Source organism: Gracilibacillus sp. Marseille-QA3620 (genome assembly GCF_054950035.1).
The window spans coordinates 2,000,332-2,020,341 of record NZ_CM143102.1 but is presented as its reverse complement, the minus strand read 5'-3'; the positions used below and the strand labels follow the sequence as shown (position 1 = coordinate 2,020,341).

Sequence of the window (20,010 nt, the reverse complement as noted above, 5' to 3'; positions counted from 1 at the left end):
GTTCTTAAAAAAAGTATACTCGGTAACCGTTAACGATCATGAATCCTTCACAAGCAGGAGGTTTTTGACATACTAAAGCGAATAACTAATAGGATGGAATGACGACAGTATAGCCGAAAGGAGGTTAATCGTTGGAGATTCAAACAGTACTGCCGAAGAAGAAGTATGGCATCCTTAGCTATATAACGATTATCATTGGAATCCTTTGCTTCTTATCCGTCTTTGTCCCGCAGACAAGAATAGCGAACATTGGGAATGCGGCCGGTGATTATATGACCATGCTGCTAACAGGTGCAGGCATTGTTTTATCCATAATAGGTTTGATTAAGAAAACGGAGAAAAAGGCCATCCTCATTCTTTCCTTACTTCTCTCGTTATCTCTCATACTATTCTGGATCATAACGATTCTTTTATTGTTTACCGGCCAAATCGAGTTTGCCCCTTAAAACATCGATTCCTTTTATGAACAAGAAGGATTTATGATCAGTCAACCGATGAAAAATCCACAATAGGATTCATCCAGAAAATCAGCCAATAAGCTCATTTCAAGGAGGGATTTCGTGAAAAGAATAGGGACAATGATAATTGTTTCGTTCAGTGTTCTTCTTTTGGTTGTCGGATGTTCAAGTGATAAAACGGTTGAGAGTAAGACTGTCTTACCGGATGATATGCCCGATTATGTCCAAGAAAGCGATCTGGAACAAATCAATTGGGAAAGAAAAGCGGGTGAATTTGGCGACAAAGGGATCATTGGAAACGAAAATAAATCTGGTGTCATTGGAGCTGATATGCCAAGCTTAGATGGCCAAAAGTGGATGTGGCATCTTTGGGGAAATGAACAGGCAAATACCAGCTTGACTGTTGTTGGTTATCATAAAGAATCCAAAACGGTGCACAAGATTTTAAAGGATGGCTGGACTATCAATCTTGGCGGGCCCAATAATGGAGCCGATGCTCATATACCTTCTACGGTGAAAATACCTAAGGCAGGAGAATGGGCCATTTTGCTTTATACAGACGGAGAGTTATTTGATTTGTTAGTGTATGAAATAAACAGTTAAATCAGTCCATGGAACGAAGGGGCATAAGGAATAAAAACAAAGCCGCTCCTTTTTGTGAAGCGGCTTTTGCTTATTGACAAACGATGCGAAAACCGTAAAGAAGACGCCAGATCGACTTTATTTCTTCTTCCATTCTTCTCGAAGAATCCCCATCACGTTTAAATCATGATAGTCGCCAAAACGAAAGATTTCCTGCCTCAACACACCCTCATGCTGAAAACCGCATTTCTCGTAGGAGCGAATGGCTCTTTGATTAAAGCTAAAGACACTTAACTTTACTTTATTGATACGAAGATAATGAAAGATGAAATCAAGCAGGGCATTCATGGCATCTGTTCCAAGACCTTTTCCTTGATGTGGAGAGCCAATGGAAATCCCCACATGACATGTGCCATTCACCCAATTGATGGCGTAGAGTGAGATTGTGCCTATAAAAGCTTGGTCATTCATCCGCTCAATGGCAAATAGATACTCTTCCTTATCAGCGCTGATTCCATTCAGGAATTGATCATGATCATCATCTGTCGGAGGAAATGGGATAGCATCATTCATGAATAATCTATTTTCCATATTGCTTTCCATTTCAATAAATGCCTCACGATCGTCCTTTTCCATCCTGCGAAGGGTGACGAAACTCCCTTTAAGCCATTTCTCGTTAAATGGTTCAATCAATTTTTAATCCCCCTAAAATAATTATTTAGGGGTCAGCAAGCAATAAAGATCTAGCAGCTTCCCCCTATATACATGCCTTAAACAGGTGTGAGTGAAGGTCAGCAGCAATGATCGATAACATAGGCGCACCTCCTTTTTCTTAATTTAGTTAATTTTATCATATTTCAGTCAATTTGGGGGTGAAGGATAAAATTCATCATTAGCTGTTTTTCATTTATAATGGATACATAGGAGGACGAACACCCAATCGCACACGATTTACACTTAATATTGCGTTTATTCTATGATGGCGGTGATTAGAAATGGATTCGAATTGGCTGGATTGGGCCAAGCAGCTTCAATCGATTGCACAGGCTGGCTTGACCTACTCAAAGGATGTTTATGATATGGAACGGTTTGAACAGATCAGGGAAATTAGCATTGAAATGATGTCTACCTATACTGAAATGGATACACCCATCATTAGAGAATTATTTGCCAATGAGACTGGCTATGCAACACCTAAAGTGGACATAAGAGCGGTCGTTTTTAAAGATAATCGGATTTTATTAGTGAAGGAAAACACGGATGGCCGCTGGGCATTACCTGGCGGATGGGCTGATATTGGATTAACACCGAGGGAAGTTGCGGTTAAAGAGGTTAAAGAGGAATCGGGATTTGAGGTGAAACCCGTCAAGCTGTTAGGTGTACTAGACAAGAAGTGCCATCCGCATCCCCCTTCCCCTTATCATGTGTACAAACTATTTATTCAATGTGAAATCATTGGCGGCAAGCCAACAGAGGGCATTGAAACAAGTGCCATTGATTTCTTCCCGGAAGATGAGCTGCCCGCATTATCAATTGCTCGAAATACAAGATCTCAAATAGAGATGGCCTTTAGAAGCCTTAAGAATCCTGAAGAACCGGTGCAATGGGATTAAGAATCCATGCACCGGTTTTCCTTCATGCTAGACAGCTGCCTGCTAATCCCCGAAAGGCAAATATGGTTTTTCATCTTGATAAATCGAATAGGTTTCACCTATATTTTCCATTTGTGTACATGGTTCATTACGGCAAGAAAAAAGATAGGTTTGCTTATCGGTACGGACACTTATCATGAAATAGTATGGAAAGACTCCACCTTTGTTTTTATCCATACTCGTATCCACTGCCACAATATTCTCTTGCTCCGCTATTTTTTGATAATCTTCACTTTCAATCGTTTTTTGTACCATTTCGCTTAAAATAATCTTCTCTTCTCCATTCGGTTCATACCATTGGTCGATGAGCAGCCACTTCGCCAGCAGATACATATTTATCCCTAGGCTGACAATCAATAAAATGATGACAAACTTATTTTTCACTATACTTTCGTCCTTTTAATAGTATCTGGGTTCTTTTTTACAGAATCTTGCTAATGGAACATAGGTTGATTGATGGTAACGTACGCCATTTGTTTTGCTCCATTTTTCTGAAATTCCTTGTAAACATGCATTCCCATCTTCTCTGCTACCCTTCGTGACGGAAGATTTGTTAATGCGGCATATACATATACTTTCGGGTAGCCGACAACAGAAAAAGCATACTTTATACAGGCATTAGCTGCTTCAGTGGCATAGCCTTTATTACAGAATTCCTTCATGATATGAAAGCCAATCTCAGGCACTGTTTCGTTCTCAATCGTTTGCATCGTGATTCCACAGTCCCCAATAAATCGTTCATCCTCTTTTCTGATAACTGCCCATAAACCATGTCCATATTTGATGTAGTTTTCCCGATTCCATTGAATCCACTGCTCCACTTTTTCCTTGCTGAATGGCGCCGGATAATATTTCATGGACTCTGGGTCAGATAGTACCTTCGACAAATCATATGTATCTTCTATTGTTAATTCTCTTAAATATAATCTTTCGGTTTCGATAATCTTCAAGCTCAACACCTCTGCAGATAGGCTTCAATCTAGTCTTTTGATGAAAAAATACTGCTGATGCTCTTTCGTTGGAAACTCTTCAATGACACCTATCACTTCATAGCCATGCTTTTGATAGAAGTCAGGCGCTTGGAAGCTGAATGTATCCAGTTGAATAAGTTTGCAATGGTTTTCCCTTGCAAAGTTCTCCATGCTATCCAGCAATTCTTTCCCGTATCCTTTTCCCCTGATCGATTCATCCACCCATAAGAAATCAATATGCAGTCGGTACCAAACCATGTCTCCCGTTATACCGCCAACTATTTTTCCGCTTTCATCTCGAAGGATAAAATGGATCGTATTCACCGCTTGTTTAATCTCATCAGGAAGCTTTGATAGATTATATTCGATTAGTTTCTTACGGATAAAATCACGATTTTCCTGCTTCCATTCCTGGGTAATTTCCATCCTGTCACCTCCGGTATGTATGCGAATATCTCCTAAACTGACGGTTATTCCTGTGGCAGCGGATCCTCGCCAAATCGTTCCCATAGAGCCGGGAATAACTCTTCCAAATCTTCTTCTTCCCAATCAAATTCTATTTCAGGTATAGGATTGACTCCCTTTTCTTCTAGTGCCTGAAGATACTCATCATGTACCTCATCATCCCAATCATCGTCACCTGTTTTAATCAGGAAATAAGCATTCAGGCCAAGAGAAATCAATTCTTCATTTTGAGGAAATCCTTCTTCATCAAGATGATCATCATCGATGTATTCAGCTAGAAATTCAGGGTCTTCCATTACTTTATGAAAGATTTCTTCCCCCTGCCCGATTAACCAACCACGGAAATAATCAAAGGCATCATCCGAGCAGCCGCCCATTAAGACAAACGCCGCACCCCATAGGCGGGATGTATAGCTCATATTCATGAACTGCTGCAGGATAGCCTCGAAATCGACTATTTCCTCTATGCCCCTTTCCATCAGCAGCTCGGATAACCACTCAGCTTGTTCCTCTTGTTCACCCTGTTCCTTCGCCTCTTCTATTAACCGCCAAAATTCTTTCTCTTCCATCCTATTTCCCCCTTGATTATTCTTTATAGCTAGTTAATTCGACATTATGCTCCTACCTCCCTCCTTTTACCCCATTCTATTTACAGTTTTAATTCTTCCGATTCAAGAACAAGTGCTGTCAAACCGCTATCACTTCCACTTGTATGACCTTCCCATTTCTTCCAAAGGACACCCTCACCGCTTTTCACATTCACCCTTTTTTGATTTTCCCCCTCAACCCAGCCTTCTCCTTCCACCACAATGAATAACTGGGGTACTGGTGCTAGATGATAACCAACAACCCCACCTTGCTCTATATGGATAAACCCTATGGTTATTGGAGCTTCGCTTTTCGTGATTTTTGTATAGAAGGCTTTCAAAGAGTGAAAGTTTGTAATCTCCTTAGCCTTCGCTTTTCCGAAATCAATGATTTCCATTTCTACACCTCACATTCAATATACACATTTTCTTCCATCCTTCATAAATAGATTCTACTAAAAATGCAATCAAATATTCTATCTTGATTGAAAATGCATTCCCATTTTTTGCTATAATGAACGTTGTACAAATATACCATCCTGAAGAGGTTAAAAAATGGATACAGTTAAATTTTCACCAAACGACTATAAAGTGAATTATCATTCCGAAGTGATCGTATTCTTACCGAAGGAATTTCAATTGTTTAAATTTTTATATCAGAACCCCTCTCGGATTTTTACAAGAGATGAACTATTAGATGCTGTCTGGTCCTTAGAAACACCGATTGACAGAACAATTGATGATCATATATATAGGGTCAGAAAGAAAATCCAGCCTCTTGCACCGGCTATACTTATTGAAACGGTGCGGGGACAAGGATATCGCCTTGTAACCAAAAAGGAACCGGATAATCCCTTAATCCACGAAAAAGACATTACCTCACATTTCCTCAGTCTCTATCATAAGTATCATCTTTATGGTCAAGGGGATGCCTTAAAGCTTTTGGAAGATAATCAAACACTGCTTGGCTTTGAACTTGATTTACCCAGTCAGATGTATTTGCAGTTCATGAAGGGAAATTTCGCCTGGTTTCTTGAGAAAGAGAACATTCCTTTTTGGGAAAAATGCTATTACTATCTTCATATCTTTTCATTTGCGGAGCTGGATAAGCAGAAATGTCTCGATTACTTTTGTCGTGCCTTATCATCAAAAGAGCTTCCCGAACATCATAGGCTGGAGATCACACTGTTGAATCGCTTATCCTTCTTGATATTCACAAAACAAACAGATGAAGCCCTCCATCTTCTTATCCAATCCAAACAGGAAATTCATGAAAAAAGACTAGTTGGCTTTCTACCCATTCTTGCTCTTCTAGAAGGCTACCTTGTCCTTCTGCAGAAGGATAGTCGTTTGATGGAGGATACGATGATTGATATCAGTAAAACCCTTTCCACATATCCGTATGCTAGGGAACAGGCAAGCTGCACTGTTCTACAAGGTATCTTCTGCTTTGTTAAGAATGATTTCGTCAATGGAGAAAAGTATGTGGACAAAGGATTCCAACTGTCCCATAAGGCCAAATATATACCCGGTATACTAATCAATCTCCAAGTTATCCTTTTCTTTTTAGAAGAATTCAATCTATATGGCCGTTTATATACGCATTATCAGGAGATGCTGGCCAAGTATCACAGAGAATACAAATTACCTGATTTAAAGACGAAGATTGAATTCCAGCTAAAATCACATTTTCAATAAACGATTCCTAAATTGGCCTCTGATATTCCTCTGACATTCCCTCGTTATGATGAAAGAAATAACATGACGTGGAGGGAAATCGATGAACAAGCACGCATCAATATGGCATAACAGGAACTTTATGAAATTTTTTACGGCAAATGCTCTTGCCAATTTAGGGAATTGGTTTGATTACGTGGGGATGCTTATTTTATTCCGCTATTCCTGGAATGCAGACCCGCTCCTGATTGCTTTTATATCCATCTCCTATGCGATTCCAAGCATTCTGTTCGGACAATTTGCTGGTGTATTGGCCGATCGCATGGATAAACGGAAAATCTTAATCTATTCTGACTGGTTTCGGGCGCTGCTCACTTTATGTCTCGTTTTCGTCCCCTCTCCATTTATTGCTCTGCCCATTCTTTTGTTACGTAACACTGCAGGAGTCATTAGCTTGCCTGCCCAGCAAGGATTGATTAGAAATATTGTTGGAGATACAGACATAATGAAGGCAATCACCATTAATGGAAGCCTATTTCAGCTGATGAAGGTAGTTGGACCACTTATAGGTGGTTCTATAGCTGGAATCTTCTCCCCCAAACTCTCCATCCTCATGAACGCCTTGTCCTTTACGATTTCTGGGATTATTCTCAGCCGGGTTCAAATAAAAGGACGCGATAATGATGAAGCGTCTGAGGTTACCGAACAGACTAGTTTTTTCTTATCGTGGAAGATGGGCTGGACGATTGTTATCAATAACCAAACTTTAAGAGCAAGCATCCTTTTTGGTATTTTTAGTACACTCACCATTCAAATGATTGATACACAAATAGTCACTTTATTTAGCACCGTGTTTCCTAACACCCCAGAAATTACGGGATGGGCAATTGCAGCTATCGGATTAGGTTCTCTCCTGGTTGTCATGCTTCTGCATGGATTAAGCCGCATCCGCAAGTATGGTTGGTTCTTTGGAACAGGCAGTCTTCTGATTGGGATTATGACAGGAGGTTATGGCTATCTACAAGAGTACAACATGATATTTTTAGCGGTCATTCTTGCCTTAATCGGGGGAATAGGAAATGGAATGATTGTTACAGCCATCAATTTTCTTATCCAGATTGAACCGCCTAAAGATGCTGTAGGCAGAGTCGCTGGTATTCTTGATTCTATTTTAAGCATCCTTTTTATTGCTGGCCCGCTCCTTGGTGGTCTTATGATTCATCATTTTGGCGTCCTGAATACCTTCCAAGCAATTGGCATTGGATTGTTTTGTATAGGGTTGTCCGGAATCCTTTTGCAAAACCTAATTTGGAAGCAAAGCGAACCGAAGTCGGAATATAGGAAAATAGTTGATCGAGATGAAAATGCTTGAAACTTTCTTACGCCTATTAGAAAAGCAAACTAGGCTTTACCCGTTAAATCCATCATCATTATTTCTGGCCGATTTTCCCCTATTGAAAATCGGCCATATTAACCTGAAATAGACTAACTCCTTAGCTTTTAGCTGCAATGAACAAATGAATTTTCTACTCTTGACCATTTAAAATACTATTATAGGATTTCAATATACCCTTCGGTCCCATTCAAGCGGATTTGTTGTCCGTCTTTAATAAGCGCTGTTGCCTTCTCCACTCCAACCACCGCCGGCAGCCCATATTCACGTGCTATCACCGCGCCATGGGTCATCAACCCGCCTACTTCGGTGACCAACCCTTTGATGGAGACAAATAAAGGAGTCCAGCTCGGGTCTGTATAAGCCGTCACCAATATATCTCCGGCCTCCAAATCAGCTTCTTCTATACTGAAGATAACGCGGGCGCGGCCTTCTATGACTCCAGCAGATACCGGAAGACCTGGGATAGAATGGACCGGGAAGCTTTCCCGCTTGTACGCTCCTGCTATGATTTCTCCATCTGATGTAATAACACGTGGTGGCGTTAACTTCTTATATAGCGTATATTCCTCTTTCCGCTTCCGGATGATTTCTTCATTCATTTCTTTCGTTTGAACCACTTCACGCAGTTCATCAAAAGTAAGATAATAGACATCTTCCAGATGATGAATCACCTTCGCCTGTTCAAGCTTTTTCGCCTCTTTCAACAATGCCTGTTTATAAATGAAGTAGCGATTAACCATGAAGTATTTCGGATATTCACGGTAGCCGATCGTATTCCGCAGCAAATCAATCATTCGTTTTGTTTCATTCATCTTTTGTTCCCCATCAGGTAATGACTGCAGTCTCGTCAATAACTCCCTCTCTTTTCGAGCAGCTTCCTTTCTTCCTTGTTCAAACATCAACTGACTAGCATGGGGAGCGGAGTTTTTGAGATTGCTTAGAATAAGCGGAATTAAGGCACTTGGTTTCTCACTCCATCGCGTCCTTGTCAAATCAATTTCGCCGCTGCATCGCATTCCATATTTATGGAGAAAATCATCCAGCACTTCTTTTATCGTTGCCCCTCCTTCAAACTCCGACAACTCATCCAAAAAGCGGTCCTCTTTTACGTTCTGCAGGTAATCTATCACCTCTGGATAAGGACGGATCGCATCAGCCACATCCAAGAGGGCAAGCCCCATTTCTGATGTGATATTGTTTGGAACGGATTGTGAAAGGGTGTCCGCAGCATTCGGTTCACCTAACCATTTGGCCATATGCTCATTCAGCCATGCCGAAGCATCCATCGCCGCCTTGATCACCGCCAAGCTTTCTGGAGCGAATAACTCCCTCCTTAATTCCTTGAGATCCTCTTGTATAAAATCAAACAAATCTATCCCTGATTTTGTTCGGATTTGATGTTTCAATAATTCGATCGATGCTTGACTCTTATTGATTAGTTCTGAAATAAGGGAGGGGCCAGGTTCAATGGGCGGCTGCGCAGCTGGCATAGGGCCTTTTCTAAGCGGAGCTATTGCTGAATAGTCTTGCGGGAGCAGTTTAACGAAGTCTCCCCTGTCAACGATTGTGATGAGGGCATCTTTGATGAGCGGATCAGACTTTCCTAATGTGTTTAGCAGCATTACTCTGCCTTCTTTTGAAGCCAGCTGCTGGGTGACGTCGACAAATAATCTTCCGCCAGCCGTTCGCATCGGGGCAGGAGTCGTTAATAGGTAAAAGGATAAGCCGAGCGGCTTCATCGCGGCGGTCATCATTTGCTGATGGCCGACCGAGACGTACACATGGTTTTCCTGGTCTGCTGCTTCAGGTATTGGATATAAAGTGGTAATGGGCCGGCTTTGGACAATATGAAAGGTATTATCTACAAGACACCATTCGATATCCTGAGGACAGCTGAAGTGGTCCTCTATCTGCCTTCCGATTTGTGCTAATTCGATAATCTGGCTGTCCGTTAATGTTTGCACTTTTTGCCAATCAGGCTCAATCGGCTGTGTCTTCGTGCCCCCTTCCTCCAAACAATAGACCGCTTTCTTTTTGTCCGCAATCATCTTGTCGATTAGTTGGGTTCCCCTCACTTGATAGGAATCAGGTGAGACAATGCCGGAAACAAGCGCTTCTCCCATTCCAAAGCTCGCATTGATGGAGAGAATCTTTCGATTGGAGGTCATCGGGTCAGCCGTGAACATAACGCCTGAAGCATTTGAGAAGACCATCTGCTGAACGATTACAGATAGCGAGACGTCTTTTTGATCAAACCCATTTTGCAGCCGATAAATAACGGCGCGTTCCGTGTATAAAGAAGCCCAGCATTTCTGGATATGCCGCAAAATGGACGAAACACCGATGATATTCAAATACGTGTCCTGCTGCCCGGCAAAGGAGGCAGACGGGAGGTCCTCCGCCGTGGCACTGGAGCGTATCGCATAGGCATGTTCAGCTCCAAGCTGGGCAAGAGCATGAGTGACATCCTCTTCAACATAAGGAGGAATCTCAGCTTTCATTATATGCTGACGGATTTGATTACTGAGGGTACGGATTTGCGTGTGCTCCTCCCCGTTCAACTTTGTTAACTGCTCCAATAACTGATGGAAAGTGTCATGATTTTCAAAGGCTTTTTGGTAAGCTTCCGTCGTTACACAAAAGCCTGCCGGAACAGATAATCCTTGTATTTTCGATAGCTCCGCCAAATGAACACCCTTCCCGCCAACAAGCGGAAGCTTCGTCCAATCGATTTCCTGAAAATGTAGAACAAATGATTTCATTTCACATCTCCCCTAACCATGAATTGACCAATGGCATTCACAACGGGATAAAATTCCATACCATCAGGCTTCAGATGCTATAATCAAATAAAACCACCCTATTGGTTCTATTCTCCTTCTCCCGACCATTTGGATCGGGTGACGAGGGACCATTCATCTCCTGCCTTTGAGGATGAAGAGGCTTACTATCCATCAAAGCGTATTCATAAATGACTAGTTTAAGGATGTGTCCAAATTGTCCATTCAAAAAGACGGCTTCCTATTTGCCGAAAAATACACGCATGATATCCGCATGCGCGAGAAGCTATATCCGTTATTTGAGCAAGTCTTCGGCATCAGTCCGAATTTGATGACCGATTTCTCTGATAAAGGATTGTGGAATGACGAGTATATGCCTTACAGCTTCTTTGACGGGGAACAAGCGATTGCAAATGTTTCGGCCTTTCCGCTCCCGATGATGATTAACGGTGCATCCATCCATTGTATTGGGATTCAATCGGTCATGACGCATCCGGACTATCGAAGGAAGGGACTCATGAAGGCTTTGTTTCAAAAAATGCTGGACGATGCAGATCAAACGTATGAAGGATCCATCCTCTATACGAGCAGTCCCGAGCTTTACATCCCTTTTGGGTTTAAAACGGTTAACCAGTATTCCTTTAAAATGGATTTTGCCCATACGACAATCGCTTCATCATCCTCTTTACGTAAACTCGAGCCATTAACGAATCCGGCAGATTTAGATCTTCTCAACGAAATCGCTCAACACAGTAAAATCTTATCCACCACTTTCTTTCCTATTCGTTATTTGAATTGTCTGTACTTCAATTTCTATAATCCAGCAATCTACGAGAATCTCTACCTTATAGAGGAACTGGATACAATCCTTGTTTTTGAGGTAAACAATGGAATCCTGCACTTATATGATGTAATGGGAGAAACGATTCCTCCAATCGAACAGCTATGCTCTTTTATTCCCTATGAATTTACGTCAATCGAATATCACTTTCATCCAGAAGCCTTTCCATCGCCTAATCTTAGACCGATTGAATGTGAAGCACAGACTAAATTAATGGTCAGAGGCAATATCCTTGTTGAGAATGAATTATTCATGATGCCGGTCACATGTGAGTTCTAAACAGCTAACTCCATTTTCAAAAACTCATACGTACGCCCGTTTGTCTCCTGCAGGAACGTCCCAGCATCCTTAAACCCGGCTTTCCTGTATACCTTTATCGCTCTGACATTGAAAGCGGCGACCGATAAGGTCATTCTTTCAACCTCATATTCAAATGTGACAAATTCAATCACAGCCTGCAGGAAGTCCATTCCTTTCCCTTGACCGGTTAAGCCTGGCTCCATTCCTAAGCCAATATCCGCCGTCTGGCTACCGGTCAATTCAACCGTTAAAAAGGCAGCTAATTTCTCTTCATAGGTTACCGCAAATACCGAATCGCCTCTTGTTTCCGCGTTTAAGAACTCCTCCAGATCCTCCGGGTCGGCCTCCATGTCATAGAAGCTGTATTCTCCATCATAATGCCATGAATAGGCAATCCATTCTGCCTGTTCTTGTGTCATAACCGTGAAAGTATAGTCCATCTTTCACTTCCTCCTATGTCGTTTGGTTTATCGCGTACTATTCTTCAACAGATTAATCTGAATTTTCTGAATTCCAATCTTTGAATAGCCGCCTAACGATCTTAAATACACTTAGTGCGATAATAAAAGAAAAAATCCACTCATAAATCTTATTCTCCCACTCAATGAATGAATCAGTCACTGTCGTAATTGTCACAATAACCGCTGTAGATAATAAGATCTGCGGAATTGTTAATGGCATTTTTTTCATGTACATACTCCTTTATGGTCTAAACAATATCATTCTCTTTAATCATTTATACTCCCGGTCCAAAATACTCATAAAGACATCCGTTCATATATTATTCTCCAAAACTTTTCATATCCCTCCTGCCTTCCTCACGATTCCTTATTCAAATCCACTATTTTATGATACGCTTGATTCATAGATACCTAGTAAGTGTGGTGAGAGTCTTGTTTAAATTATTAGTGATTGAGGATGACCAGACCTTGTTCCAGGAGCTTCGGGACCGACTTTCCAATTGGTCTTATGAGGTTAACGGAATTACTGACTTTTCCAATGTGCTGGCCGAGTTCACAGAAGCGAAGCCTGATTTGGTCATCATTGATATTCAGCTTCCTAAATATAATGGATTTCATTGGTGCCGAATGATCCGTAACTATTCGAATGTGCCGATTATTTTCCTGTCCTCACGGGACCATCCAACCGATATGGTCATGTCTATGCAGCTTGGGGCGGATGATTTTGTGCAAAAGCCGTTTCATTTCGATGTGCTGCTTGCGAAGATTCAAGCAATCCTCAGACGCACGTATAATTACAATGCAGAAACAGCTGCCCTTAAGACATGGTGCGGTGCAGTGATTGATTTTGAGCGAAATAGTATCAGCAAGGATGAGATAGAGATTGAACTGACGAAGAATGAATGCTTTATCCTCAAGCAATTGCTTGAGCATAAGGACAAGATTGTCAGCCGGGATGCCTTGATTCGTGCTTTATGGGAGGATGAGCGCTTTGTCAGCGATAACACGCTCACGGTGAACGTCAATCGTCTTCGCAAAAAGCTCGAACAGCTTGGTCTTGGCCACATGATTGAGACGAAGGTTGGACAAGGCTATATCGCCAAGGAAGAGGAGTCACCTATATGAAGGCAAAATTCCTGAAGGAGCGTCTAAGCTGGATCCTCTTGATTGTCGCCATACAGGGACTTATCCTTTTGATTGCCTGGCTTGATCATTCCATTCCCATTACACCTGTTCTGTACGCTGTTTTCTTAACAACAATTCTCTCTCTAGCCTTTCTCTGCTTCCGCTATATAAAGGAGACGAAGTTTTATCAGGAGTTGGATAATTGGACAGCAGATCTTGATACGGACACGCTCCCGACACCAACGAATCCATTTGAGAGAATAGTTGCGGATACACTCATTCAGCAGACCACTTCGCTTCGGAATGAGACGTATGAGAATACCGCCATGCTTGAATATGAAAAGGATGATTTGCTGGCATGGATTCATGAGGTGAAGACCCCGCTTACGGCGATGAAGCTGATTATCGACCGTACCGAGGATGAGGAGATGAAGGCTCAGCTCATGTACGAATGGCTTAGGATTCATTTATTACTTGATACACAGCTCCATCAAAAGCGGATGCCCTTCATGCATAATGATCTCTACATTGAGCAGGTCAGCTTGAAGCCGCTAATGATTCAGGAGATTAAGATGCTCCAGTCCTGGTGCCTGCAAAAAGGCATTGGCTTTGATTTAGAACTTGAGGCTGATGTCGTCTTAACGGATGCCAAATGGGCCGCCTTTATCATCCGCCAGCTGTTAACCAATGCCGTCAAATACAGTGAGCAGGATGAGATTCGCTTGAAAAGCTTTCGGGATGACAGTCACACATATGTGCAAATCATTGACAATGGACGCGGAATTGACCCGAAGGACCTGCCCCGTATCTTCGATAAAGGCTTCACATCAACAACGGAGCATCAAGATCGTTCCTCAAGCGGAATGGGGCTTTATTTAACGAAGCAGGCAGCCCTTTCCCTGCACATCAAGATCAGCGTGGAATCAACACTTGGGGAAGGCACGACCTTCACGCTCCGCTTCCCGAAACGAAATGAATTTGAGTCTGTGATAAGTGTGTGACAATAATGTCACATGCTTTTCTTGTTTGTTCGCTAAATAGCAGGAATCCTTTCTGCTATTATTCTAGACTAATAATAAGAACGAAAGGAGTGAACGACTGATGAATATTCTTGAAGCAGTTAAGATTCACAAATACTACGGGAATAAATTTAATAAGCAGGAAGTATTAAAAGGCATTGACCTCACGATTCAAAAGGGTGAGTTCATTGGGATTATGGGTGCTTCCGGCTCCGGTAAAACAACCCTGCTCAATGTACTGTCATCCATTGATAAAGCAAGCCGAGGGTCCATCCTGATTGAAGGGCAGGAGCTGACGAAAATGTCCGAGCGCAAGATAGCCCAGTTCCGCATGAATCATTTAGGTTTCATCTTTCAGGACTATCACCTGCTTGACACATTGACCGTGAAGGAAAATATCCTTCTTCCCCTCTCTGTCCAAAAGGTGAATAAGAAAGAGGCCGAACAGAAATTCAATGAAATCGCTGAAACATTAGGCATACTTGAGGTCCAGAATAAATATCCAAATGAAATCTCTGGCGGGCAAAAACAGCGTACCGCTGCTGCTAGAGCGTTCATCCATGAGCCTAGCATCATTTTCGCCGATGAGCCGACAGGTGCACTTGATTCGAAATCTGCCTCCGATCTGCTCGGGAAATTGGGCCAGCTCAATGAACAGCTCGGTGCAACCATCGTCATGGTCACTCATGATCCGCTTGCAGCAAGCTATTGCAGCCGTGTCATTTTCATTAAGGACGGACAAATTTATACACAGCTGAATAAAGGCGAGGAAGACCGTCAAACCTTCTTCAAGGCCCTCATGAAAACGCAGGGCATTGTGGGCGGTGTTCAAGTATGAGTGTCAATTCTCTCATCTGGCGCAGCCTGAAGAAAAATCTTAAAAACTATTATCTATACATTTTTGCCCTTGTCTTTAGTGTCGCTTTGTATTTTTCATTCGTTACCTTACAGTACGATCCATCGATGGATCCGATGGAAGGGACCATTAAGGGAGAAGCGTCCATCCGGTCAGCCTCCATTCTCTTGATTGCGATTGTGACGATCTTTCTTGTGTATGCCAATAATATCTTTATGAAAAGACGCAGCAAGGAAATCGCCATGTATCAATTAGTTGGGATGAATAAGTCGAAGGTATTCACGATTTTGAACACCGAAAATAGTATTCTCTATTTCGGCTCTTTATTGGCGGGAATTTTCGTAGGATTTTCCTTCTCGAAATTATTGATGCTCATTCTTATCAGAATCACCAATGTCGACAACTTAGCAAAACTGAATTTCTCAACAGAAGCCCTTATTCAAACGGCTGCGGTGTTTATCGGAATATTCCTGATTACGATGCTTGTCAATTACTTCTTCATTAAGCGAAAAGGCATCCTGGATCTATTCCATACGGTCTCCTCAACCGAAATGAAGACAAAAAAGATTTCTGTTTGGGAGGTATTGATTGGGCTGCTTGGCCTCCTTCTGATCATCACGGGCTATTATGTCTCCTCCATGCTGTTTGATGGAGATTTCGGCACAATCAATGAGTTATTTATGGCGATGATTTTTATCCTAGCTTCCGTCATTATTGGAACATACTTTTTCTATAAGGGTTCTATCCGCTTCTTATTCAACCTGATACGCAGGAAGAAGAATGGCTATCTAACCATTCAGGATGTGCTCTCCCTTTCATCCATTATGTTCCGGATGAAATCAAACGCCATGCTCTTAACGGTCATCACGACGGTATCGGCTTTGTCCATCGGGCTGCTTTCTTTAAGCTATATCGCCTATTACTCCGTTGAGAAGCAGGCTGAGCGAAATGTGACAGCAGACTTTTCAATCGCCAACACGAAGGAAGTACCTTTGTTTGAAGAAGCCCTGCAGGAGAAGAAGATTGGCTACGAGGAGAAAAAAGTTAATGTGATTCAAGTCTATACTGACCTCGAAGATATTACGGCAAAAAGCTTTGAAGAAGTCAACTACACGACTGATCATATGCCTATGCCACTAGTAAGTGACACAGCCGTTGATGGGTTGAATTTGAAGCCGGACGAAATCAAGTTTACTGGCTATAGTGACATGATCGCCACTCTTGTTCAATTTAAGGATTCAGGCACGGTTCAACTAGAAAGTCCAGACGGTCATATTCCCTTAACCTATGTGGGTATTGATAAGAAACCGATTGTTTCCTCCTACTTTACAGGCGGAGGAATGCCGGTCATGATTGTGGACGAGTCCGTGTATGAGAAGCTAGCCAAGAAACCAGACCCATCCATTCAATTGGAATCATCCGTTCATACGGGGATTACGATTAAAAATGAAGCCAATCTGGAAAAGGCGAATGAGGTCTTCTTGGAAACGCTTGACAGTGACATGAACGATTCCCGTTATCAACAAATTTTGGATCAAAAAAATAGTATGGGATTATTGTTCTTTGTCGTCGCGTTCCTAGGACTCACCTTCCTGATTACCTCCGGCTGCATCCTTTATTTCAAGCAAATGGATGAAGGCGAAGAAGAGCTGCCAAACTATACGATTTTGCGCAAGCTCGGCTTCACGGAAGGTGATTTACTAAAAGGCATCATTGCCAAGCAAATCTTCAACTTCGGCATCCCGTTGATTATCGGTCTATGCCACGGCTATTTCGCCGTGCAATCCGGCTGGTTCTTCTTCGGATCTGACCTATGGACGCCGATGCTGATTGTGATGGTTCTATATACAGGCCTCTACTCCATATTCGGCATTCTATCCGTGCTGTACTACAAGAAATTAATTAAGAAGGCCCTTTAATCCTTAGCAGTCTCCAGTCATTCAATGGCTGGAGGCTTTTTTATTCTATGTGCGCTCACGAGGATGAATGAGCCTCCCCTTCCCCCTACATTGGTCGTTTGATTCGAGTGACAATAATGTCACATGCTTTTCTTATTTGTTCGCCAAATAACAGGAGGTTAACCAGAATATTCCTGTACACTTGTATTAATCGATAAAAGGAGTGACGGACAGATGAATATATTAGAAGCAGTGAAAGTTCATAAAATGTATGGCAATAAGTTTAATAAACAGGAAGTGTTACAGGGCGTGGATTTAACCATTGCTAAGGGAGAGTTTATCGGCATTATGGGAGCCTCCGGATCAGGGAAGACCACCCTTCTTAATGTCCTATCCTCCATTGATAAGGCAAGCCGTGGAACCATTTATATCGAAGGACAAGAAATGACGAAAATGAAGGACAAGAAACTGGCCCAGTTTCGCATGAATCATTTAGGCTTTATCTTTCAAGACTATCATCTACTGGATACCTTAACCGTCAAGGAGAATATCCTCCTCCCCCTCTCCGTTCAGAAGGCAAACAAAAAAGAGGCTGAGCGCCGATTCAAGGAAATAGCCGAGACTCTTGGAATAAACGATATCAAGGATAAATATCCGAATGAAATATCTGGCGGACAGAAGCAGCGAACAGCCGCTGCCAGAGCCTTCATCCATGAACCAAGTATCATCTTTGCGGATGAACCAACAGGTGCCTTAGACTCCAAATCAGCGTCAGACCTGCTGCACAAACTCGGACAGCTGAACGACGAGCTTAAAGCGACCATCGTCATGGTGACCCATGACCCGCTTGCAGCAAGCTATTGCAGCCGCGTCATCTTTATTAAGGATGGACAGATTTATACGCAGTTGAACAAGGGGGATGAGAATCGACAGCAATTCTTCAAGGATCTGATGAAAACACAAGGAATTCTAGGCGGTGTTCAAGTATGAGCATCGGCAAGCTGATTAGGCAAAGCCTTAAAAAGAATCTGAAAAATTACTATCTGTACGTGTTTGCTCTCGTATTCAGTTCGGCTCTATATTTCTCCTTTGTCACGCTCCAATACGATCCTGCCATGGATGAGGTAGAAGGCGGCATTAAAGGGGGATCGGCCATTCTTACAGGCTCCATCCTGCTGATTGCTATCGTTGCCGTATTTTTAGCCTATGCGAATAATCTTTTCATGAAAAGGCGCAGCAAAGAAATCGCTTTATACCAACTAGTCGGAATGAACAAGCAGAAGGTCTTTTGGATCCTTTCTGCCGAAAACAGCATTCTCTATTTCGGCTCCTTGATTGGAGGGATATTCCTCGGCTTTGCCTCCTCTAAATTATTGCTGCTGATTTTACTTAATATTACAGGGACAGAGGACATCGCTTCCTTGAGGTTTTCCAGTGCTGCACTTATCCAGACGCTCATCGTCTTTTTCGGGATTTTCCTGCTTACCTTATTGATTAATTTTTTCTATATCAAGAGAAAAGGCATTCTGGCCTTATTCCATACGGAAACAACCACAGAGATGAAGGCAGGGAAAATCTCCATATGGGAAATCCTAATGGGACTTATCGGAATCCTGTTCATTACAGGTGGTTATTATGTTTCGTCTAAGCTATTCGGGGGAGATTTCCAAACAGCCAATGAATTTTTGTTTGGGATGGTCTTTATTCTCGCATCGGTCATTCTCGGGACTTACTTCTTCTATAAAGGCTCTATCCGCTTCCTCTTCAATCTTATACGGAAAAAGAAGAATGGCTATCTAACCATCAATGATGTCCTGTCCTTGTCTTCCATCATGTTTCGTATGAAGTCAAATGCACTCTTGCTGACCATCATCACGACCGTTTCTGCCCTTGCCATCGCCCTCTTATCGTTAAGCTATATTTCGTATTATTCGATCGAAAAGAGCGCTCAGGATAGAGTGGCGGCTGATTTTTCCTTTGCAAACCAGGATGATTATGAAATATTCATCAATCTTTTAACAGAAAATCAAATCGCTTACTCCGAGAAACAAATTAAAGTCATCCATGTCTACGCAGATCTAAGCGATATCGTAAACGGCAGTTTTTTTGAAGTAATGGACTATAATCCAAACCGTAAAACCATACCCGTCGCAAGTGAAACAGCCGTGGAAGGCTTAAATTTAGCCAAGGATGAGGTCATCATGGCTGGATTCAGTGATGCAAATGCCAGCCTTTATCAATTTAATGAAGCAGGTACGTTAATCCTTGAAGGGCCAAATGGCTCAATGAAGCAAACCTTGACGGGATTGAAGAAAGAATCTCTTGTTTCCAGTTATTTTACTGTTGATATGCCTCTAGCTCTCATCGACAAGACCGTTTTTAACGAGATTGCTGAGAATCCTGATTCCTCTATCCAACAGGAAGCTACTATCTTTACGGGTATTACGATTAATCATGAAGCCAATCTCAAGAAAGCGAATGACCTGTTCATGGAGCTCCCGGATAAAGAGTACATGAATGACTCCCGCCCACAGCTTGTCCATGATATGAAAAACACGATGGGCTTGATGCTCTTTATTGTTGCCTTCCTCGGGCTCACGTTCTTGATTACATCCGGATGTATTCTTTATTTCAAGCAAATGGATGAAGGCGAAGAAGAACTGCCGAACTACACAATCCTGCGCAAGCTCGGTTTCACGGAAGGCGATTTATTAAAAGGCGTCATTGCCAAGCAAATCTTCAATTTCGGCATCCCGCTGATCATTGGCCTTTCCCATGGCTATTTTGCCGTTCAGTCCGGCTGGTTCTTATTCGGAACTGAGCTATGGACACCAATGCTGATTGTCATGGTTCTTTACACCGTTCTCTACTCAATATTCGGCCTTCTCTCTGTGCTCTACTACAAGAATTTGATAAAGAAGGCCCTATAAAAACCAAAGCTC

Annotated in this window: 20 protein-coding genes; 12 read left to right on the top strand and 8 right to left on the bottom strand. The window is 42.3% G+C overall.

The genetic code is table 11. The features are described 5' to 3' along the window. Window positions 1-131: 131 nt before the first annotated feature. Both ACY8DX_RS10265 and ACY8DX_RS10260 read left to right on the top strand, forming a co-directional pair. Window positions 132-446 (top strand): hypothetical protein, encoded by a 315-nt coding sequence (locus ACY8DX_RS10265; RefSeq protein ID WP_462406792.1) that lies wholly within the window; start codon window positions 132-134, stop codon window positions 444-446. Window positions 447-560: 114 nt separating this feature from the next. Next, window positions 561-1,061: a hypothetical protein gene (locus ACY8DX_RS10260; protein ID WP_462406791.1), complete on the top strand. Its 501-nt coding sequence runs from the start codon at window positions 561-563 to the stop codon at window positions 1,059-1,061. Window positions 1,062-1,178: 117 nt separating this feature from the next. Here the strand turns inward: ACY8DX_RS10260 and ACY8DX_RS10255 are convergent, their stop codons facing one another. Next, window positions 1,179-1,733 (bottom strand): GNAT family N-acetyltransferase, encoded by a 555-nt coding sequence (locus tag ACY8DX_RS10255; RefSeq protein ID WP_462406790.1) that lies wholly within the window; start codon window positions 1,731-1,733, stop codon window positions 1,179-1,181. A gap of 302 nt (window positions 1,734-2,035) precedes the next feature. On the opposite strand from ACY8DX_RS10255, the gene ACY8DX_RS10250 reads away from it, so the two are divergent. Then, window positions 2,036-2,653 carry an NUDIX hydrolase gene (locus ACY8DX_RS10250; protein ID WP_462406789.1) on the top strand — a complete coding sequence of 206 codons (618 nt, stop codon included), beginning with the start codon at window positions 2,036-2,038 and terminating at the stop codon, window positions 2,651-2,653. Window positions 2,654-2,695: 42 nt separating this feature from the next. Here the strand turns inward: ACY8DX_RS10250 and ACY8DX_RS10245 are convergent, their stop codons facing one another. The 5 genes from ACY8DX_RS10245 to ACY8DX_RS10225 form a co-directional block, all read right to left on the bottom strand. Continuing rightward, entirely contained in the window at window positions 2,696-3,076 is a 381-nt protein-coding gene (locus ACY8DX_RS10245) for a hypothetical protein (protein WP_462406788.1), read from the bottom strand. A gap of 50 nt (window positions 3,077-3,126) precedes the next feature. After that, entirely contained in the window at window positions 3,127-3,642 is a 516-nt protein-coding gene (locus tag ACY8DX_RS10240; protein ID WP_462406787.1) for a GNAT family N-acetyltransferase, read from the bottom strand. Window positions 3,643-3,666: 24 nt separating this feature from the next. Continuing rightward, on the bottom strand, window positions 3,667-4,089 hold the full coding sequence (locus tag ACY8DX_RS10235; protein ID WP_049671015.1) for a GNAT family N-acetyltransferase: 423 nt from the start codon (window positions 4,087-4,089) through the stop codon (window positions 3,667-3,669). A gap of 44 nt (window positions 4,090-4,133) precedes the next feature. Then, a complete protein-coding gene (locus ACY8DX_RS10230) occupies window positions 4,134-4,697 on the bottom strand; it encodes a DUF4240 domain-containing protein (protein WP_049671016.1) in 564 nt (187 codons plus the stop codon). A gap of 80 nt (window positions 4,698-4,777) precedes the next feature. Continuing rightward, window positions 4,778-5,113, bottom strand: coding sequence for a cupin domain-containing protein (locus ACY8DX_RS10225; protein ID WP_462406786.1), 336 nt, complete (start codon window positions 5,111-5,113; stop codon window positions 4,778-4,780). 157 nt (window positions 5,114-5,270) lie between these two features. Between ACY8DX_RS10225 and ACY8DX_RS10220 the strand changes: the two genes are divergently transcribed. Together ACY8DX_RS10220 and ACY8DX_RS10215 are read left to right on the top strand one after the other, a co-directional pair. Then, a complete protein-coding gene (locus tag ACY8DX_RS10220; protein WP_462406785.1) occupies window positions 5,271-6,413 on the top strand; it encodes a winged helix-turn-helix domain-containing protein in 1,143 nt (380 codons plus the stop codon). A 121-nt stretch (window positions 6,414-6,534) separates the two neighbouring features. Then, window positions 6,535-7,764, top strand: coding sequence for an MFS transporter (locus ACY8DX_RS10215; protein ID WP_462406784.1), 1,230 nt, complete (start codon window positions 6,535-6,537; stop codon window positions 7,762-7,764). Between the two features lie 179 nt (window positions 7,765-7,943). Here the strand turns inward: ACY8DX_RS10215 and ppsA are convergent, their stop codons facing one another. Further along, window positions 7,944-10,550, bottom strand: a complete 2,607-nt coding sequence (gene ppsA / locus ACY8DX_RS10210; RefSeq protein ID WP_462406783.1) for a phosphoenolpyruvate synthase — start codon at window positions 10,548-10,550, stop codon at window positions 7,944-7,946. Between the two features lie 235 nt (window positions 10,551-10,785). Here ppsA and ACY8DX_RS10205 point away from each other — a divergent pair, with 235 nt between their 5' ends. Then, a complete protein-coding gene (locus ACY8DX_RS10205; protein ID WP_462406782.1) occupies window positions 10,786-11,688 on the top strand; it encodes a GNAT family N-acetyltransferase in 903 nt (300 codons plus the stop codon). Here ACY8DX_RS10205 and ACY8DX_RS10200 read toward each other — a convergent pair. Continuing rightward, window positions 11,685-12,149 carry a GNAT family N-acetyltransferase gene (locus ACY8DX_RS10200; protein WP_462406781.1) on the bottom strand — a complete coding sequence of 155 codons (465 nt, stop codon included), beginning with the start codon at window positions 12,147-12,149 and terminating at the stop codon, window positions 11,685-11,687. The two genes, ACY8DX_RS10205 and ACY8DX_RS10200, sit on opposite strands and share 4 nt — an antisense overlap. Window positions 12,150-12,602: 453 nt before the next feature. Here ACY8DX_RS10200 and ACY8DX_RS10195 point away from each other — a divergent pair, with 453 nt between their 5' ends. The 6 genes from ACY8DX_RS10195 (at window position 12,603) to ACY8DX_RS10170 (ending at window position 19,998) form a co-directional block, all read left to right on the top strand. Beyond that, window positions 12,603-13,295, top strand: coding sequence for a response regulator transcription factor (locus tag ACY8DX_RS10195; RefSeq protein ID WP_462406780.1), 693 nt, complete (start codon window positions 12,603-12,605; stop codon window positions 13,293-13,295). Then, entirely contained in the window at window positions 13,292-14,296 is a 1,005-nt protein-coding gene (locus ACY8DX_RS10190; protein WP_462406779.1) for a sensor histidine kinase, read from the top strand. Before ACY8DX_RS10195 ends, ACY8DX_RS10190 begins: the two co-directional genes overlap by 4 nt. Window positions 14,297-14,396: 100 nt before the next feature. Beyond that, window positions 14,397-15,152, top strand: coding sequence for an ABC transporter ATP-binding protein (locus ACY8DX_RS10185; protein ID WP_049671026.1), 756 nt, complete (start codon window positions 14,397-14,399; stop codon window positions 15,150-15,152). Then, the gene (locus ACY8DX_RS10180; RefSeq protein ID WP_462406778.1) at window positions 15,149-17,089 is read left to right on the top strand and encodes an ABC transporter permease; all 1,941 of its coding nucleotides are present in this window, start codon (window positions 15,149-15,151) and stop codon (window positions 17,087-17,089) included. The genes ACY8DX_RS10185 and ACY8DX_RS10180 overlap by 4 nt, the downstream gene beginning before the upstream one ends. Before the next feature lie 213 nt (window positions 17,090-17,302). Further along, entirely contained in the window at window positions 17,303-18,058 is a 756-nt protein-coding gene (locus ACY8DX_RS10175) for an ABC transporter ATP-binding protein (protein WP_439802884.1), read from the top strand. After that, on the top strand, window positions 18,055-19,998 hold the full coding sequence (locus ACY8DX_RS10170; RefSeq protein WP_462406777.1) for an ABC transporter permease: 1,944 nt from the start codon (window positions 18,055-18,057) through the stop codon (window positions 19,996-19,998). Before ACY8DX_RS10175 ends, ACY8DX_RS10170 begins: the two co-directional genes overlap by 4 nt. Window positions 19,999-20,010 lie beyond the last annotated feature (12 nt).

What these genes read in the sequence shown, in the direction of transcription:
- ACY8DX_RS10250 (WP_462406789.1), top strand. Translation starts at nt 2,036, where the DNA reads ATGGATTCGAATTGGCTGGATTGGGCCAAGCAGCTTCAATCGATTGCA.
- ACY8DX_RS10235 (WP_049671015.1), bottom strand. Translation starts at nt 4,089, where the DNA reads ATGGAAATTACCCAGGAATGGAAGCAGGAAAATCGTGATTTTATCCGT.
- ACY8DX_RS10230 (WP_049671016.1), bottom strand. Translation starts at nt 4,697, where the DNA reads ATGGAAGAGAAAGAATTTTGGCGGTTAATAGAAGAGGCGAAGGAACAG.
- ACY8DX_RS10225 (WP_462406786.1), bottom strand. Translation starts at nt 5,113, where the DNA reads ATGGAAATCATTGATTTCGGAAAAGCGAAGGCTAAGGAGATTACAAAC.
- ACY8DX_RS10220 (WP_462406785.1), top strand. Translation starts at nt 5,271, where the DNA reads ATGGATACAGTTAAATTTTCACCAAACGACTATAAAGTGAATTATCAT.
- ACY8DX_RS10215 (WP_462406784.1), top strand. Translation starts at nt 6,535, where the DNA reads ATGAAATTTTTTACGGCAAATGCTCTTGCCAATTTAGGGAATTGGTTT.
- ppsA (WP_462406783.1), bottom strand. Translation starts at nt 10,550, where the DNA reads ATGAAATCATTTGTTCTACATTTTCAGGAAATCGATTGGACGAAGCTT.
- ACY8DX_RS10200 (WP_462406781.1), bottom strand. Translation starts at nt 12,149, where the DNA reads ATGGACTATACTTTCACGGTTATGACACAAGAACAGGCAGAATGGATT.
- ACY8DX_RS10190 (WP_462406779.1), top strand. Translation starts at nt 13,292, where the DNA reads ATGAAGGCAAAATTCCTGAAGGAGCGTCTAAGCTGGATCCTCTTGATT.
- ACY8DX_RS10185 (WP_049671026.1), top strand. Translation starts at nt 14,397, where the DNA reads ATGAATATTCTTGAAGCAGTTAAGATTCACAAATACTACGGGAATAAA.
- ACY8DX_RS10180 (WP_462406778.1), top strand. Translation starts at nt 15,149, where the DNA reads ATGAGTGTCAATTCTCTCATCTGGCGCAGCCTGAAGAAAAATCTTAAA.
- ACY8DX_RS10175 (WP_439802884.1), top strand. Translation starts at nt 17,303, where the DNA reads ATGAATATATTAGAAGCAGTGAAAGTTCATAAAATGTATGGCAATAAG.
- ACY8DX_RS10170 (WP_462406777.1), top strand. Translation starts at nt 18,055, where the DNA reads ATGAGCATCGGCAAGCTGATTAGGCAAAGCCTTAAAAAGAATCTGAAA.